At 58.4% G+C, this 15210-nt stretch carries 18 protein-coding genes; 13 read left to right on the forward strand and 5 right to left on the reverse strand.

Annotated features, from left to right (window positions below; genetic code table 11):
• Positions 1–266 precede the first annotated feature (266 nt).
• Positions 267–1175, forward strand: a complete 909-nt coding sequence (locus ACODTO_RS07340) for a LysR family transcriptional regulator (RefSeq protein WP_139642697.1) — start codon at positions 267–269, stop codon at positions 1173–1175.
• Here ACODTO_RS07340 and argE read toward each other — a convergent pair.
• From argE to ACODTO_RS07355, 3 genes are all read right to left on the reverse strand, one after another.
• Entirely contained in the window at positions 1142–2308 is a 1167-nt protein-coding gene (gene argE / locus ACODTO_RS07345; protein WP_489106171.1) for an acetylornithine deacetylase, read from the reverse strand. The genes ACODTO_RS07340 and argE overlap by 34 nt on opposite strands.
• A gap of 19 nt (positions 2309–2327) precedes the next feature.
• Positions 2328–3002 carry a DUF1028 domain-containing protein gene (locus tag ACODTO_RS07350; protein ID WP_489106160.1) on the reverse strand — a complete coding sequence of 225 codons (675 nt, stop codon included), beginning with the start codon at positions 3000–3002 and terminating at the stop codon, positions 2328–2330.
• A gap of 185 nt (positions 3003–3187) precedes the next feature.
• Positions 3188–4570 (reverse strand): aspartate aminotransferase family protein, encoded by a 1383-nt coding sequence (locus ACODTO_RS07355; protein ID WP_139642691.1) that lies wholly within the window; start codon positions 4568–4570, stop codon positions 3188–3190.
• 175 nt (positions 4571–4745) lie between these two features.
• On the opposite strand from ACODTO_RS07355, the gene ACODTO_RS07360 reads away from it, so the two are divergent.
• The 5 genes from ACODTO_RS07360 to ACODTO_RS07380 all read left to right on the forward strand — a co-directional run bounded on the left by ACODTO_RS07360 (position 4746) and on the right by ACODTO_RS07380 (position 9047).
• The gene (locus ACODTO_RS07360) at positions 4746–5363 is read left to right on the forward strand and encodes a TetR/AcrR family transcriptional regulator (RefSeq protein WP_139642689.1); all 618 of its coding nucleotides are present in this window, start codon (positions 4746–4748) and stop codon (positions 5361–5363) included.
• A 117-nt stretch (positions 5364–5480) separates the two neighbouring features.
• Positions 5481–6803 carry a flavin-containing monooxygenase gene (locus tag ACODTO_RS07365; protein WP_139642686.1) on the forward strand — a complete coding sequence of 441 codons (1323 nt, stop codon included), beginning with the start codon at positions 5481–5483 and terminating at the stop codon, positions 6801–6803.
• A gap of 37 nt (positions 6804–6840) precedes the next feature.
• Complete coding sequence (locus ACODTO_RS07370; RefSeq protein WP_139642683.1) at positions 6841–7278, forward strand: RidA family protein; 438 nt, start codon at positions 6841–6843, stop codon at positions 7276–7278.
• A gap of 145 nt (positions 7279–7423) precedes the next feature.
• Positions 7424–7789 carry a YfeK family protein gene (locus ACODTO_RS07375; RefSeq protein WP_041022809.1) on the forward strand — a complete coding sequence of 122 codons (366 nt, stop codon included), beginning with the start codon at positions 7424–7426 and terminating at the stop codon, positions 7787–7789.
• Between the two features lie 67 nt (positions 7790–7856).
• Positions 7857–9047, forward strand: a complete 1191-nt coding sequence (locus tag ACODTO_RS07380; RefSeq protein ID WP_139642677.1) for an MFS transporter — start codon at positions 7857–7859, stop codon at positions 9045–9047.
• Between the two features lie 31 nt (positions 9048–9078).
• Here the strand turns inward: ACODTO_RS07380 and ACODTO_RS07385 are convergent, their stop codons facing one another.
• Positions 9079–10095 carry a tyrosine-type recombinase/integrase gene (locus ACODTO_RS07385; protein WP_489106161.1) on the reverse strand — a complete coding sequence of 339 codons (1017 nt, stop codon included), beginning with the start codon at positions 10093–10095 and terminating at the stop codon, positions 9079–9081.
• Positions 10096–10291: 196 nt separating this feature from the next.
• Between ACODTO_RS07385 and ACODTO_RS07390 the strand changes: the two genes are divergently transcribed.
• Positions 10292–11362: a DNA-binding protein gene (locus ACODTO_RS07390; protein ID WP_489106162.1), complete on the forward strand. Its 1071-nt coding sequence runs from the start codon at positions 10292–10294 to the stop codon at positions 11360–11362.
• 3 nt (positions 11363–11365) lie between these two features.
• Positions 11366–11563 carry a hypothetical protein gene (locus ACODTO_RS07395; RefSeq protein WP_139642666.1) on the forward strand — a complete coding sequence of 66 codons (198 nt, stop codon included), beginning with the start codon at positions 11366–11368 and terminating at the stop codon, positions 11561–11563.
• Here ACODTO_RS07395 and ACODTO_RS07400 read toward each other — a convergent pair.
• Positions 11560–12843 carry an OprD family porin gene (locus ACODTO_RS07400; RefSeq protein ID WP_139642665.1) on the reverse strand — a complete coding sequence of 428 codons (1284 nt, stop codon included), beginning with the start codon at positions 12841–12843 and terminating at the stop codon, positions 11560–11562. The genes ACODTO_RS07395 and ACODTO_RS07400 overlap by 4 nt on opposite strands.
• A gap of 326 nt (positions 12844–13169) precedes the next feature.
• Here ACODTO_RS07400 and ACODTO_RS07405 point away from each other — a divergent pair, with 326 nt between their 5' ends.
• The 5 genes from ACODTO_RS07405 to ACODTO_RS07425 all read left to right on the forward strand — a co-directional run bounded on the left by ACODTO_RS07405 (position 13170) and on the right by ACODTO_RS07425 (position 15177).
• A complete protein-coding gene (locus ACODTO_RS07405; RefSeq protein WP_176562981.1) occupies positions 13170–13397 on the forward strand; it encodes a hypothetical protein in 228 nt (75 codons plus the stop codon).
• A 49-nt stretch (positions 13398–13446) separates the two neighbouring features.
• On the forward strand, positions 13447–13848 hold the full coding sequence (locus ACODTO_RS07410; protein WP_139642661.1) for a hypothetical protein: 402 nt from the start codon (positions 13447–13449) through the stop codon (positions 13846–13848).
• A gap of 503 nt (positions 13849–14351) precedes the next feature.
• Positions 14352–14510 (forward strand): hypothetical protein, encoded by a 159-nt coding sequence (locus tag ACODTO_RS07415; protein ID WP_175386843.1) that lies wholly within the window; start codon positions 14352–14354, stop codon positions 14508–14510.
• Positions 14511–14527: 17 nt separating this feature from the next.
• Complete coding sequence (locus ACODTO_RS07420) at positions 14528–14752, forward strand: DUF2188 domain-containing protein (protein ID WP_024777212.1); 225 nt, start codon at positions 14528–14530, stop codon at positions 14750–14752.
• Positions 14749–15177 carry an HhH-GDP family DNA glycosylase gene (locus tag ACODTO_RS07425; RefSeq protein ID WP_139642659.1) on the forward strand — a complete coding sequence of 143 codons (429 nt, stop codon included), beginning with the start codon at positions 14749–14751 and terminating at the stop codon, positions 15175–15177. The genes ACODTO_RS07420 and ACODTO_RS07425 overlap by 4 nt, the downstream gene beginning before the upstream one ends.
• Positions 15178–15210: the final 33 nt, after the last annotated feature.

Consider the following 15210-nt stretch of genomic DNA (forward strand, 5'->3'; position numbering starts at 1 on the left):
CACACTCCTCAATGGCCTCCAGGGCCATGGTCACAATCAGTGGGGCCGATAGTGGGGGAATGCCAGGCGACGGGAAATTATTAAAAATGTCGTTGCTACCGATAAAAAAGCTCGCCCGAAATGTTTCCTTGAGAGGCGACTAAGACTGTATGAACATCGCTTTTTTAGCTTCATTGGAGAGCAATTTGCTTGTTTCTTCGCGGCTGTGAACCACGCAGAATAACGCGCAGGATCCAGCACTCCGGTTCACCCCATTCGAGGTAGCTATGGCCGCTTACAACCTGCGACAACTCAAGTACTTCGTCACCACGGTGGAGTGCGGCAGCGTCGCCGAGGCATCGCGCAAGCTCTACATCGCGCAGCCTTCGGTTTCGACCGCGATCAAGCATCTGGAAGAGAGCTTCGCGGTGCAGTTGTTCATCAGGCACCATGCCCAGGGCGTGACGCTGACCCCTGGCGGCGCGCGGTTCTATCGCAAGGCGCAGGAACTGCTGCGGGTGGCCCATGAGTTCGAGCAGAACGCCCTGGCCGACAACGATATCGTTGCCGGTCAGATTGACATTGGCTGTTTCGAAACCGTCGCACCGCTGTATCTGCCGCGGCTGCTTTCCGGTTTTCGCGATCGCTGGCCGGGGGTGGAAATTCGCATGCGCGATGGTGAGCAACAGGAACTGGTGCAGGCGCTGACGTCGGGCAGCATCGACCTGGCGATTCTGTATGAGCATGACCTGGACAGCACGATCGAAACTGCACCGCTGATGGCGCCGCAGCAGCCCTATGCATTGTTACCTGAGGGGCATCGCTTCGCCAATCAGGCGAAGGTGTCGCTCAACGATCTGGTGCTCGAACCCATGGTGCTGCTGGACGTACAGCCGAGCCGGACCTACTTCGTCAGCATCTTCGAAGAACGCGGTCTGTCCCCGCACATTCAGTTCAGCTCGCCGTCAATCGAGATGGTCCGGGGCATGGTGGGGCGCGGTTTTGGCTTCTCGATCCTGGTGACCCGACCCAAATCCGAATACACCTACGATGGACAGAAAGTGGTGTGCGTGCCGCTGGCCGAGCAGGTCACCGGCTCGGGACTGTCAGCCGCCTGGCTTCGCCGTTCGGCATTGACCAAACCGGCGCAACTGTTCGTGGATCATTGCCGGGAAGAGTTGGCGCCCAGGACCTGAGTCATCCGACGCAACATCTCATCGCATCCCTCGAGTTGTTCGAGGCTCACGAACTCATCCGGCTTATGCCCCTGATCCATGCTGCCTGGGCCGCACACCACGGTAGGAATGCCGATGGCGTCGAACAGGCCACCCTCGGTGCCGAACGCGACGGTGGTAAACGCCTGTGAACCACAGAACTGTGCAATCAGCTGTGCTGCCTGGCTTTTGGCATCGGTGGCGAGGCCTGGATACGCCGACAGCTCGCGGAAACGAATGTCGCTGCCCGGATTGACTTCACGCATGCGCGGCAGCACTTGCTCCCTGGCGTACTGTTGCAACTGCTGTGCGACTTCGAGCGGGTCCTGGGCCGGCAGCGCACGCACTTCGAAATCGAACCGACAATCCGCCGGTACAATGTTCAGTGCCTTGCCCCCGCTGATCATGCCGGTTTGCACGGTGCTGAACGGCGGATCGAAGCGAGTGTCATGCAACTGCGGGGCGCGCAGGGTTGAGCCGATGCGTCCCAGCTCCGTAATCAATTCGGCGGCGTACTCGATGGCGTTGACGCCTTGGGGCGAATAGGCCGAATGGCAGGCCGCGCCCTCCACGTCGCAGCGCATCGCCAGCTTGCCCTTGTGCCCGAGCACCGGCTTGAGCTCGGTGGGCTCGCCGATGATGCACAGCAGCGGTTTGACCGGGCGCTGCTCAAGCTCGGCCAATAACGAGCGGACACCGAGGCAGCCGAATTCTTCGTCATAGGACAGGGCGATGTGCACCGGCATCCGCAACGGCTCGGCCAGCAATCCGGGCACCGCCGCCAGGACACAGGCGATGTAGGCTTTCATGTCCGCCGTGCCGCGCCCGAACAACTTGCCGTCCTTTTCGCTCAGCTCGAACGGCGCCACGGTCCAGGGTTGGCCGTCCACCGGCACCACGTCGGTATGACCGGACAGCACGATGCCCGGCCGATCAGGCGGGCCTATCGTCGCGAACAGATTGGCCTTGTTGCGCTGCTCGTTGTAGATCAGCTCACAGGGCACGTCGAACTGCGCCAGATAATCACGAACGAACTCGATCAACTGCAGATTGGATTCGCGGCTGGTGGTATCGAAGCCCACCAGGGCGGCCAATAGATCCCGGCTGCTGCTCATGTGTTCGCTCAATGGTGCTTTATTCATCACCAGGCACGCCGTAGCTGGGGGCCTTGGTCGGGTCGAGCGCACGAGTGATGTAATCCTGCATCTGCGGGCTGTAGTCGGCCCATAGCTGCGCCAGCTTGCCGATCGGGTCTTCGTCAGCCCAGTCCACACGCAGATCGACGATCGGCCAGGTCAGTTCGCCCACCACCACCAGCGCCGCCGAGTGCACCGGGCCGGCTTCACCTCCGGCCGCCACGGCTGCCTGCATCGCGGCAATCAGTCGATCTGCCAACTGACCGCCGCTGTTTTCAAAAGTGTGTACCAACGTCTCGATAACCGCGCGATCCGCTAGCATGTTGCCCGCACCGACGCATTGCTCACCGGTGAGTGCATGGTGCGTGCCGAGGGTTTCGCTGCCGCTGAAGTGGGCGGTCTGGCCGAGGTGATCGATGGCGGTCAGCTGGCGAAACTGGCTGTAGCCGTTGCTGGTCAGCGCCTTGTCCAGCGCCTGGGCCACAGACAGTCCGCGTTCCAACTGGTCGAGCACCTGAGGGCCGAGGGCGGGGAGGGTGATGTTTTGCGTGGCAACCGCGCCCACACCGGGGCGCAGCCACGGACAACGGGCGCCCACGGCAATGCTGGAAGAGCTGATCGCGATACCCAACTGCCCTGTTTCGGCGCAACGACCGACGATGGAAAACGTCATGGTGTGTTCGTCCTGTTTCGTCCAGACCTTCCATCCGCCGCCCGGATCGCGTGTGCGACGCTATCCGGGCGAGGACGGTGCATGAGCGCATTGTGTCGACGCGCTGCAGTTGGCGAAACGAGGTTTTTTGTAGAGCCTGCCTACGTAAAAACTTCTCAATCGGAGTTTGAAGTTACGGCGTTTCCTTACAGTCGTCCGTATTCTCGCGCCGTGCGATCCACCGCGATGCGGGTCTTGTCGACCAGTTCGTCCAGTTCCGCGCGGGTGGCGACCAATGCCGGGGCCATGATCATGCGGCCTAATGTCGAACGAATGATGAGGCCTTCCTCGAACCCGAGGGTGCGGCAGCGCCAGGCGATGTCGTTCTCGTTGGCGAAGCGTTTGCGGGTGGCCTTGTCTTCGGCGAACTGCAATGCCGCCACCAGTCCCACGCCCTGGACTTCCCCCACCAACGGGTGATCGCCGAACACCTCGCGCAGGCATTTCTGCAAGTAAGGTCCGGTGTCGGTTTTCACTTGGGTGACCACGCCCTCGTCGCGCAAGGCCTTGAGGTTGGCGATCGCCACTGCGGCGGCTACCGGGTGCCCGGAGTACGTCAGTCCATGGGCGAAGACGCCACCTTTTTCCACCAGCGCTTCGGCCATGCGTCGCGACAGGATCAGCCCGCCCATGGGGATGTAACCCGAGGTCAGGCCCTTGGCGATGGACAGTGTGTCCGGCTCGAAGCCCAACGCCTGGTGAGCGAACCATTCGCCGGTGCGGCCGAACCCGCCGATCACTTCGTCGGCGCACAGCAGTACATCGTATTGGCGGCAGATGCGCTGGATTTCCGCCCAGTAGGTCTGCGGCGGAATGATCATCCCACCCGCGCCCTGGAAAGGTTCGGCGACAAAAGCGGCCACCTTGTCCGCGCCCAGTTCGAGAATCTTGTCTTCCAATTGACGCGCCGCGCGCAGGCCAAACTCTTCGGGGCTCAGATTGCCTTCATGGGCGAACCAGTAGGGTTCGTCGATGTGTGCGACATCGGGAATCGTACCGCCCATTTCGTGCATGAACTTCATGCCACCCAGCGCCGTCGCCGCCAGCGTCGAGCCGTGGTAACCGTTCCAGCGACCGATCATGACTTTCTTCTCGGGCTTGCCCATCACTTGCCAGAACTTGCGCACGGTGCGGATCAATACCTCGTTGGCCTCGGAGCCGGAGTTGGTATAGATCGCATGGCTGTAGTGCGAGGGCAGCAGGCTGAACAGCAGCTCGGACAGTTCGATCACCGCTGGGTGGGTCGTGTGGAAGAACATGTTGTAGTAGGGCAGTTGAGCGAGCTGAGCGCTGGCAGCGGCGACCAGATCCTTGCGCCCATAGCCCAGGTTGGTGCACCACAGCCCTGACATGCCGTCCAGGTAGCGCTTGCCGTCGTTGTCCCACAACGACAGCCGATCCCCCCTGACCATCACTCGCGGTCCTTCTTCATTCAACGCTTTCTGATCGACGAAGGCATGAATGTGATGGGCTGCGTCGGACGCCTGGTAATCACGGGTAGTACGGACGGGATCGAGTTCGATGGACATTGCACTTCTCCAGGATGATGGCGCCGCAATTTGCATTCAAGGGAATGGGCGTGGATGAGGGCAGGGCGCGCATCAAGTTTTGGCACTTAAAAATATTTTTGTAAAGAAAATATTTGTTGATCGAAATTATTATCCGTAACCTGCAAGTCATCGAAAAAACCACGCCTGGGGCACCATGACAGGACTCAGAGAGCGACAAAAAGAGCAGCGCCGGCAGAACATCGTCGAGGCCGCGCTGGCGTTATTCAAAGCCAACGGCTTCGGCGCCACCACGTTGGAGCAGATTGCCAATCAGGCAGGAGTGTCCTCGCCTACGGTGGTCAATTATTTCGGCGGCAAGCAAGAGATCCTGCTGGCCCTGTTGAAGGCGCCCGATGAACAGGCCATGGGGGAGGCGAGGGCGAATCTGAACGAAAACGCCGACCCACTCGATGCTCTCTGCGAACTCGAAGGCTTGATGACGCGCTATCAGTTGCGCGCCATGCCGACGTCGCTGTGGCGTGAACTGGCACCGTTTCTGTTCACGGGGGAGTTGGCCCAGGCCTTCGAGCCATGGAATGCTGCCGTGGTCGAGGAGGCCAAGGCGTTGCTCGTGCATTTCCAGAAGCTGGGCAAGGTGCGTGAGTCGGTCGACGTCGACGTGGCGGCCACGTTGTTCAACCAGTACGCCAACCTGGCGTTCATCCAGCTGGCAACCGCAGCGGTGCCCGATCGCGAGGCCCATGCAGCGCACATGCGCAGCGTGCTGGGGTTGATGTGCCATGGGATGCTGACTGAGGCAAAGCCTGCCTGACGACAACTCGGGCAACCCCTAGTTTTTTCCTGCTCTGCGACGACAAAAATCATAATTTCGCTATCGCCTGTTCCTGCACAGAATGCGTCCACACCCGCCTTCGTGAAGGACACAGGTATGACAGCTGGAAACAACGAAATCGATACGCTCGTGGTTGGCGCAGGTCAGGCTGGCATCGCCATGAGCGAGCATCTGAGCAAACTGGGCATTGCTCACCTGGTCCTCGAGCGCAGCCGGATTGCCGAGGCGTGGCGCACAGGCCGCTGGGACTCATTGGTGGCCAACGGGCCGGCCTGGCACGATCGTTTTCCAGGGCTTGAGTTCGACGACCTGAGCCCGGACAGTTTCGCCCCGAAAGAGCGGGTCGCCGATTACTTCGAAGCCTATGCGCGCAAATTCAAGGCGCCGATTCGCACCGGCGTCGAGGTACGCAAGGTCGAGCGCAATGTCGGTCGCCCGGGCTTCACGGTCCAGACCTCCGAGGGGGTGATCCAGGCCAATCGCGTGGTCGTTGCGACAGGGCCTTTCCAGCGTCCCGTGATCCCGGCCATTGCCCCGAAAGACGCTCGGCTGACGCAGATTCACTCTGCCCAATACCGCAATCCCCAGCAGCTTCCTGACGGCGCCATTCTGGTGGTGGGCGCCGGGTCCTCCGGTACCCAGATCGCGGATGAACTGCAGCGCGCCGGTCGCGAGGTCTACCTCTCGGTGGGCCAGCACGACCGTCCTCCACGTGCTTACCGCAATCGGGATTTCTGTTGGTGGTTGGGCGTGTTGGGCGAATGGGACCAGGCGACGATGAAGCCGGGCCGTGAGCATGTCACGATCGCCGTCAGCGGCGCCCATGGAGGGCGCACCGTGGACTTTCGCGAGCTGGCCGAGCGTGGCATGAAACTCGTCGGTGTCACCCGTTCGTTCGACAACGGCGTCGTGACGTTTCAGCCCGACCTGGCCGACAACCTCGCGCGTGGCGACGAAAACTATTTGGCGGTGCTCGATGCGGCCGATGCGTACATCGAGCGCAACGGCCTTCAACTGCCGCCCGAACCCGAAGCCCGTCGTGTGTTCCCTGACCCTGAATGCGTGCGCAACCCGATTCTTGAGCTGGATTTGTTCAAGGCGGGCATTACCACGATCATCTGGGCCACCGGCTATGCCACCGATTACAGCTGGATGAAAGTCGACGCATTCGACGCCAAGGGCAAGCCTGTTCACCAGCGCGGCGTGTGCAGCGAATCGGGCATCTATTTCCTGGGATTGCCGTGGCAATCGCGCCGGGGGTCGTCATTCATCTGGGGTGTCTGGCATGACGCCAAATACGTGGCCGACCACATCGCGACCCAACGGACCTACCTGGAGTATCGCGATGCGGCACAGCGCGAGGCCGAGCAGTCCGCTTCGATGATTGCGCCGATTCTGGATCGCCCCGTCGGTGTCTGATACCCCGCGCCCATTTTGTTGTTTGGAGAGACCTCGCATGACACAACCGACCCACACCCGCATCCGCATGTTCAACACCAAAGAGACCTACCCGAACCAGTCGCTGGATAACGATCTATGCCAGGCCGTTCGCGCGGGCAACACGATTTACGTTCGCGGCCAGATCGGCACCGATTTCGAAGGCAATCTGGTTGGCCTCGGTGACCCACGTGCCCAGGCCGAGCAGGCGATGAAGAACGTCAAGCAACTGCTCGAAGAGGCCGGCTCGGACCTGTCACATATCGTCAAGACCACCACCTACATCATCGACCCGCGTTATCGCGAGCCGGTCTACCAGGAGATCGGCAAGTGGCTCAAAGGGGTCTTCCCGATTTCGACGGGGCTGGTGATCTCCGGCCTGGGCCAGCCTCAATGGCTGATGGAGATCGATGTGATTGCCGTGGTGCCGGACGACTGGCAGCCGAATCAGAAATGACAAGCCCAGCACGGTTTGCGCAGTGTATGCTCAGGGGAGCCATCGCGCCTACACCCTGGCGCCGGCTCTATTTCTACCCAAAAAGGGCTTCTTGCCCTCAGCCGTCGAAGAGCGAATCGCAACAGTGCCAATACGAGGAAAAATCATGCGGATGTGGATGATGGCAACGGGAATTTGCCTTGTCGCAATCGTAACCAATGCCCAGGCTCAAACCCCGCCTCAAGCCACTCAGGAGATAAAAGGCTTGCTGGACTTTGTCGAGCACAGTGAATGCCGATTTGTGCGTAACGGAGAAGAGTTCCCAGGTCCCCAGGCGCGCGCGCATCTGGAAAAAAAGCTGAATTACCTGGAGGACAAGAACAAGGTGAACAGTGCAGAAGACTTCATCGATCTTGCTGCCACGCAAAGCAGTATGAGTGGCCGCGACTATGAGGTGCGATGCCCAGAAGGCGCACAGCCTGCTGGCACCTGGCTCAAGCGGGAACTACAGAGACAACGGCAGCTTCATTGATTTTGTCTCAAGACGAATAATGTAAGCACTGCTAAGTTGCTTTCACCGATGAGTGCGGAAAGACAAGATGAGTAGCGAAAGTCCACACATCAACGTTGAGCGTCTTCGTATTCCGCGCACGATCTGGGCTTTGGGTTTTGTCAGCCTGTTCATGGATCTATCGTCCGAGCTTGTACACAGCTTGGTGCCTGTGTTTTTGGTCACCACACTGGGTGCGAGCGCATTGACTGTCGGGATAATCGAGGGGATCGCCGAGTCGACCGCCATGCTCGTCAAGATATTCTCTGGCGCCATCAGCGATTTCATTGGCAGGCGCAAAGGACTTCTGTTGCTTGGGTATGGTTTGGCTGCCCTGACCAAGCCGCTTTTTCCTTTGGCTCACTCGGTTGAAGTGGTCTTCACTGCGCGCTTTTTGGATCGAATCGGAAAAGGTATTCGTGGTGCGCCGCGAGATGCCCTCGTGGCAGATGTCTCGCCACCAGAGATCCGTGGAGCCTGCTTTGGGTTACGCCAATCGATGGATACCGTAGGGGCCGTTCTTGGCCCCGCTCTGGCCATCTTGTTGATGCTGTGGCTCGCGGATATACAGCTTGTACTGTGGGTTGCAGTCATTCCGGCAGCTATAGCGGTGGCGCTCATTGTCACCGGAGTAAAAGAACCCGTTCACGCCTCCCGGGAACACAGATTTCGATCTCCAATACATTGGCGCGTCCTTCACGACTTCTCCGCTGGGTATTGGTGGGTGGTTGTCGTGGGCGGGGTGTTTACGCTTGCCCGGTTCAGCGAAGCGTTTCTGGTATTGCGGGCGCAACAGTTGGGCTTGTCAGTGACCTGGGTTCCGCTGGTGATGGTAGTCATGGCGCTTTTCTATGCGTTGTCCGCTTACCCTGCCGGTTGGCTATCCGATCGTATCAGTCGCACGAAACTGCTCTGTGTGGGTATGGGGCTCCTTGTCTTGGCGGATCTGGTTCTTGCTCAGTCCAGTTCTGTCATCACGATGCTGCTGGGCGTCGTGTTATGGGGGGTTCATATGGGATTCAGCCAAGGCATTCTCGCCTCTCTGGTGGCCGATAAAGCCCCAGGAGAACTCAAGGGTACGGCCTTCGGCATTTTCAATCTGGTCAGCGGTGTATGCATGCTGATCGCCAGCGTTCTTGCGGGCTGGCTATGGCAAAGCATTGGATCAGGCAGCACGTTCCTCATGGGCGCATTGCTTGCCGCAATCGCTCTAGTCCTGCTTTTATTCAAGAAGCAATAGCGTTTTAGGCGGGGAACGCCTTGACGCGCTTTCACGGCGAAAAGAGGGTTTGAAGCCTGCCGGGTTGGTCAGTGCTTGGGGGATCACCGGAAATCCTTTTGCTCTCCTGGACGGGCGTTTGTTGGGCGGCGCGCAAAGCCATTCCGCCGAAGGACACGCTGGCATCCACATAGCGCAACGCGGACTTCATGTCCTTCCAGCCGACATATCCCATCAATCCCTTGATGTCCCAACCGTTCGCAGACGCCCAGGTCGCAAATCCGCGCCGCATCGAGTGACTGCTGTACAACTCCGCTGGCAATCCTGCCTCTTTGAAAATGCGGCGCAACACGGGAATCAAGCTATGCGGTTGCATGGCTTTGCCTGACAGGTTGCCCCAACGATCAATTCGCTGGAACACCGGGCCACTTGCGATTCCGGCCACTGTTATCCAGTTGATATAGGCCTCAACGGGACAGAGCATGACGAGCGCCGGCGTCTGGAAGGTCGCTCCTTCATGCTGACGGTCGCCCTTGGTGTAGGGCAGGAAAAAGGTAATCCCTTCACCGCTTATGGCTTTCGTGTTCTCTACCGTCAGCCTGGTCAACTCATCGCCCCGAAAACCACGCCAGAACCCAATCAAGATAATCGCCACCGAACGACGGTGACGCACCAGCGACTTGTAGTCTCCGCGTTCAAGCGCGGCAGTTGCTTGCCCTTCAAGCCAGGCGACTGCTTGCTCAAGGTGCTTCAGCAGCAGCGGGGCGGCCTGTCTGACCTGTGCAGGGTGCACGACCCTGATGCCTTTGATCATTTGGCGGACATCAGGCGTCTTGGTCGGGTCAGGGAAGCCCTGGGTGATGTGCCACTGGGCCAGGGCCGCCAGACGCTGCTTCAGCGTGTTGATGGAGAGCTTGTCGGCGTACTCCGCGAGGTACCGAACCACACCTTTGCCGGTCGTGGGCAGGTATCCGCCCCACGTGACCTCAAAGTGCTCGATCGCCGCCCGGTAGCTTTTTCGCGTGTTCTCCCGGGTGCCGGCGCTCAGGTACCGATCTGCCTTTTCCATCGTCTGCCGCCTTCAAAATCGGAGCGTTTCTGCCTGCATACGCCGCGGGGAGGTGTTCCGGACGCAGCGACGGTTCAAGAAGCCATAAAGCTCTATTATGGGCTTGTAGAAAATCAAGATCAAAGGGTGTAAGGTTCGCTTAATTCAATATGTATTTACATGACATGTAACACAGTACGAAATCGTAGGAGGCCCTATGGCTCGAGGCGGGATCAACAAAGCTGTAGTGCAGAAGGCACGTCAGGCGCTGCTGGCCAGAGGGGCCAACCCCAGCATCGACGCAGTGCGCGTAGAGCTTGGAAATACGGGGTCCAAGACGACGATTTCTCGTTACCTGAAAGAGCTTGAACCCTCCAATTCAGAGCCCGTGACCTCACGTGAGCGCATGGGTGAAACGCTCAATGGCATGGTGCAGACGCTGCTGGATCAGCTGATGGAGGAGGGCCAGGAAGTCATCTCCCAGGCCACTGCAGCTTTTGAACAGCAGCGGACTGCGCTGGAAAACCAGATCAGCGAACTCAGATCGGAACTGGCCACCGCTCAACGTCAACTGGCTACCCAACAGGCGGCGATAGAGACGCAGAGCGCTGAGCTCGCAACCACCCAGTCCTCGCTCCAGGCTGAGTTGACGCGTAACGCACGACTCAGCCAGCGCTGTACCGACCTGGAATCCTTGGTTGCTGAAAAGGACAAGCACCTCCAATCGCTGGAGGAAAAGCACGTCCAAGCCCGTGGGGCGCTCGAACATTATCGAGAGGCGGCGAAGGAACAGCGTAATCAGGATCAACGCAGGCACGAGTCTCAACTGCATGAGATGCAGGTTGAGCAACGCAAACTGCGAGAGACTATCGCCGTAAAACAGGACGATCTGACCCGTCTGAATCGCGACAATGAACGCCTGCTTGGTGAAGCCCGGCAACAAACCAAAGCCTTGCACACGCAGGAAGCTTTGGTTCAGTCGTTCAATGCTCAAATTGAGGCACTACGCCAGGGCGAGGCCAAGACCGCTGGGCTGACTGAACACCTCATGGAACAGATCTCGGCTCTGCGTGAAGAGGTAAAGGCGCTCCACAAGGCCGCCGCTGTAGCCGATCTGCGTGAGCAGGAAACCACGGCGCTGATCGCGTCGCTTCAGAAAGAGAATGAGCAACTTCGGCGGGTTGAGAGCGGTGAGTCAGGCCCGGAGGAGGGGAGCGATGCCTCCTCAGGGGTAGAGAAGAAACAACTCGCCGGGCACGCCAAGCCTTCGAAACGACCTAGGAGATGAAGCATGGATCAGATCGCAGGAAATCCGCAGAACCGTGATGAAGGCTCGTCAGCTTGGAAATTCGCTCATCAGCGTCTCTCCCGGATGCTGATGGACAGGGTTGAGCCGTTTGGCTCCCTGGTTCCGATCATGAAGCTGCATGCCGCCGACACCAGAGAACACCGGCCGACATTCAACGTCACCGAGAGGCGAACCGGTTAAAAGCGTCCCAGCTTGAGGGGGTACTCGATCACGATATAAACCCGGTCGATGTCATCCCCACCCTGGGCGCTATTGGCCCGATGGGCCACCTGGGACACCTGCACGGACAAATCCTTGGCCGGTCCCGATTGCACGGTGTAGTGCAGATCGATATCCCGTTCCCAATGGCGTCCTCCATCCCCTTGTTGCGGGACGAACTGGCCGGCATCCGGGTCAAATGGGTTGTACGCCCCACCTTGGGGGGCATGGGTGCCATCGATGCCGCGGCCGGTGACGTAGCGGGTCATGAATTTCAATCCCGGGACGCCGAAGGCTCCCAGATCCAGGTCGTAGCGCGCCTGCCACGAACGTTCGCCTGCACCGTTGAAGTCGGCGTATTTGATGGAGTTGGCGAGGTAGATCGAGTCGCCGCCCACAAAGTCGAAGGGCGTGTCGCCATGGATCTTCTGATAAGCCAGGGTGAAGCCCTGGGCGCCGACGGTGTATTTGCCAGACAGGCTATAGGCGGTGTTATCAATCGCGCCGGCCTCGGCGTCAGCGTAATCCTGGGTGTGGTAAAGGTTGCCGTCCAGAAAGAACCCGGATTGCTTCAGATGCAGGTTGGCGTAGTACTGACGCCAGGTGTCGCTCAGCTCGGACGCGTACAGAGCACCGCCCAACGGCTGGTCCTCGAACAATTGGGCACCGAGGAAACTGATGTCACCGGTTTCGGTGCTCACTCCATAACCGGTGAAGTCCCCTCTGTGGGTCGAGGCATCCTGATTCTTGAACGCGGTGAAGCGCCCGGCCTGCAAATGCACGTCGTCGAACTCCCGGCTGTCGAGCAGAAACCCCGTGGCGTATTCCGGTTGTAAGCGTTTGTCGGCGGTGTCGAACACCGGGGTTTCCACGGTCATCTCACCGTAGGCCAAGGTGGTCCGAGACGCGCGCAGTTTCAACGCGCCACCGGCACTGGAGAAGTCGCTCTCACTGCGGCCATCCGAATCCAGCGGCAGCAAACCCGTTCCGGAATGCCCCTTGCCGCCATCCAGCTTCACACCGAGAAAACCATGGGCGTCGACACCAAACCCGACGGTGCCAGGGGTAAAGCCGGAGGCAAATGAGGCGATGAAACCTTGGGCCCACTCCTGCTTATAGTTTTTGTTCGCCGGGGAGGGGGATCGGTAGTCATTCTGCAGGAAGAAATTTCGGCTCAGCACATCTAGGGTCGAGCCGTCCATAAAGCCTTGTGCCGATGGCTCGGCAGCCAGGGCTGTGCCGCAGGTGCCGATTAGCAACATGGATAACCAGAGCTTGGATCGTGGCCATGGTTGCGCGCGAGCTTTATTGCTGCAAAGGCTCTGGGTGTTCAGTGCTTGGTTTGCGGTATGCATGCTGTAGCCAGTTCGGTGACGAGGGCCTGATTATTGGCCGCGGGGCTCTGGCTGGTGAGTTAAACGTTGTTAATTCTGAGTGGAGATGGCTCAGTAAATTGGGTAGCCGGATCTGACAATCTGAAAATCAGATCCTGTCATGGACATAAGAACGCTTGAGGGCTGGCGGTGTGGCGCAGACCCCACGGTCTATGCTGGATTCGTTACAGCGGACGGACCAGAAGGTGGAGTCTTTGAAGCAGAACCTTACAAAAGCCGAACATCAGGATCGGCCGACGACACTGGAGGCTCCGGTAGATGGCACGGTACAGCAGTTGAATGTACATACCTGGATGGAGTGGACACGTGCGCAGCCGTTGTTGACGATTGTGTCTATTAGGCTGCCGGTGAAAGTCGATAGGCGTCACGTGACTGGTTATTTTCCGAGTCCACTGCAGCAGTACGTGATGGAAAGCTTGTGAGAGTAGTAATCGTTGCTTTCCATTAATTTCAAGTGTCAAGGAGCAGGAAATGGAAGGTGTCATCAGGACTCTCGCTACAGGGTGCGTTGTGGCGATTTCATTATGCGTTGGTCAGAGTAATGCGGCGGGAGAGAAGTATCAGGAGCAAGGGCGCATTCTGGGCGGGATTTTGATTTCCGTTTTGATCAAGGAGGGGGCATGTGCTAATTCTCAGGAATGCTTTAAGAAGGAGCTTATATTCGGAGACGATGACACTGCCGTTAGAATAAATTTTTATGACATGCAAGATACTCGATTGATAAATGCCTTGATTTCAGAGGCGATATTGTTTGGCTCCCAGCTTGAACACAAGGTTCCTGTGAAATTAACATTTAACTCTCGTCGCAAGGCGGAGCTGATGGGCTTACGGTTTTGGTGGGAAAAGTCTGATATATCAGTGGAGATAAATTAATAGGCAGCCAATAATTACCATGCCGGTGATGATAGGGTATTCATCATGTCGTCATGCCTGTTATATGTACAAAAACCTGGCAGCGCACTTGATGTTTTCCTCTGAGCGCGGAACTGAGTGAAAAGGACCGGATAGTTGAGCTGGATACTGTTGTAGGTTTTATTACGGACCACCTTGTCGACGCGCTTGCCCACCGCATCGGTGTAGCAATTCTACGTAAGCTGACAGGGGTAAACTCAAGGGCGAGAGTTGCCAAATGACGCGTTGGGAAAATTCCTCGCTAGTCATTATTTCACCCGGATATGCGTGCTGTTTGGCACCGAAAAGATGATCTAACGCCCGAATTCTATGGCGCGGCCAAACAGACCGCTTGGCGGTTCCAAAGGCGCCGCCTACTCACAGTGGGAGCGAATCGGGCTAAAGCCAGCGCAAACTCGTATGGCATTGAACGCCTCGCAACGCCTGTCCTCCAATCACTATCGGAAAGAAGAAGGAGAACCAGCATGCAGCCTGAGACTGAAGGACTCGAAGAGCGCGGCCCTAGCGGCGTGCCCTACATAAACGACCCGGAAAAGCCCACTTCACCGCCCTTGAACGACGCCGACGCCACTGATGCAGCCGAGGCGGAGGAAGATATTCAGGACGAAGCAGAATCCATTTAAATGTGAGGAGCAAGACAATGGACAATTATCACCTGAGCCCTTCTGCGGATGGTTGGGAGCTTAAAAAAGCCGGCGCAGAACGGGCTTCCAAAAAAGCTGCCACAAAGCAGGAGTTGATGAACTCTCTGGCAGATTTCTTTGATGGCAAGACCGCCTCGGTGAAGATTCACAAAGCCGACGGCTCCATCGAGGAAGAACGCACCTATCCGCGTTCCGCTGACCCCAGGCGAACCAAGGGGTGACCCCCATTTCCGCTGCCGACCTGGGAATCGAGATCGACGCCCCGGGCGGCCACGGAGTGTATCGGTGGCTGCTCGCCAGTTTTTTGATCGGTAAAAGGATCCGTTCCTCTGTCGCCGTTGAGGCGTACCGGAACCTGGTTGATCGATATGGACTGGATACGCCAGCAAAGCTCGCCCGGTGCCCACATCGGGATCTTGTCAGGCTCCTCGGGCAAGCGGGCTACGCACGATACGATGAATCCACCGCGCGGCGACTGCACGAGCTTGGTGTGGGCCTGGATACCGGACTGAAGTCTCGGATGAACGCTTTGCAGGGCGGTTCAATGGAGGCTGCGGAGTTTGAACGATGGGTGCTCAGCTTTAACGGCATCGGGCCGAAGACGTTGGAGATCTTCAAGCGCGAGGTGGTGCTGAGAGACAAATAGGTACAAACAGCTTTGGCATGGAGAACTCGCCTC

Source organism: Pseudomonas sp. FG13, assembly GCF_057809755.1.

Coding starts and splice junctions, on each gene's coding strand:
- ACODTO_RS07340 (WP_139642697.1), top strand. CDS start 267: ATGGCCGCTTACAACCTGCGACAACTCAAGTACTTCGTCACCACGGTG.
- argE (WP_489106171.1), bottom strand. CDS start 2,308: ATGAGCAGCAGCCGGGATCTATTGGCCGCCCTGGTGGGCTTCGATACC.
- ACODTO_RS07350 (WP_489106160.1), bottom strand. CDS start 3,002: ATGACGTTTTCCATCGTCGGTCGTTGCGCCGAAACAGGGCAGTTGGGT.
- ACODTO_RS07355 (WP_139642691.1), bottom strand. CDS start 4,570: ATGTCCATCGAACTCGATCCCGTCCGTACTACCCGTGATTACCAGGCG.
- ACODTO_RS07360 (WP_139642689.1), top strand. CDS start 4,746: ATGACAGGACTCAGAGAGCGACAAAAAGAGCAGCGCCGGCAGAACATC.
- ACODTO_RS07365 (WP_139642686.1), top strand. CDS start 5,481: ATGACAGCTGGAAACAACGAAATCGATACGCTCGTGGTTGGCGCAGGT.
- ACODTO_RS07370 (WP_139642683.1), top strand. CDS start 6,841: ATGACACAACCGACCCACACCCGCATCCGCATGTTCAACACCAAAGAG.
- ACODTO_RS07375 (WP_041022809.1), top strand. CDS start 7,424: ATGCGGATGTGGATGATGGCAACGGGAATTTGCCTTGTCGCAATCGTA.
- ACODTO_RS07380 (WP_139642677.1), top strand. CDS start 7,857: ATGAGTAGCGAAAGTCCACACATCAACGTTGAGCGTCTTCGTATTCCG.
- ACODTO_RS07385 (WP_489106161.1), bottom strand. CDS start 10,095: ATGGAAAAGGCAGATCGGTACCTGAGCGCCGGCACCCGGGAGAACACG.
- ACODTO_RS07390 (WP_489106162.1), top strand. CDS start 10,292: ATGGCTCGAGGCGGGATCAACAAAGCTGTAGTGCAGAAGGCACGTCAG.
- ACODTO_RS07395 (WP_139642666.1), top strand. CDS start 11,366: ATGGATCAGATCGCAGGAAATCCGCAGAACCGTGATGAAGGCTCGTCA.
- ACODTO_RS07400 (WP_139642665.1), bottom strand. CDS start 12,843: ATGTTGCTAATCGGCACCTGCGGCACAGCCCTGGCTGCCGAGCCATCG.
- ACODTO_RS07410 (WP_139642661.1), top strand. CDS start 13,447: ATGGAAGGTGTCATCAGGACTCTCGCTACAGGGTGCGTTGTGGCGATT.
- ACODTO_RS07415 (WP_175386843.1), top strand. CDS start 14,352: ATGCAGCCTGAGACTGAAGGACTCGAAGAGCGCGGCCCTAGCGGCGTG.
- ACODTO_RS07420 (WP_024777212.1), top strand. CDS start 14,528: ATGGACAATTATCACCTGAGCCCTTCTGCGGATGGTTGGGAGCTTAAA.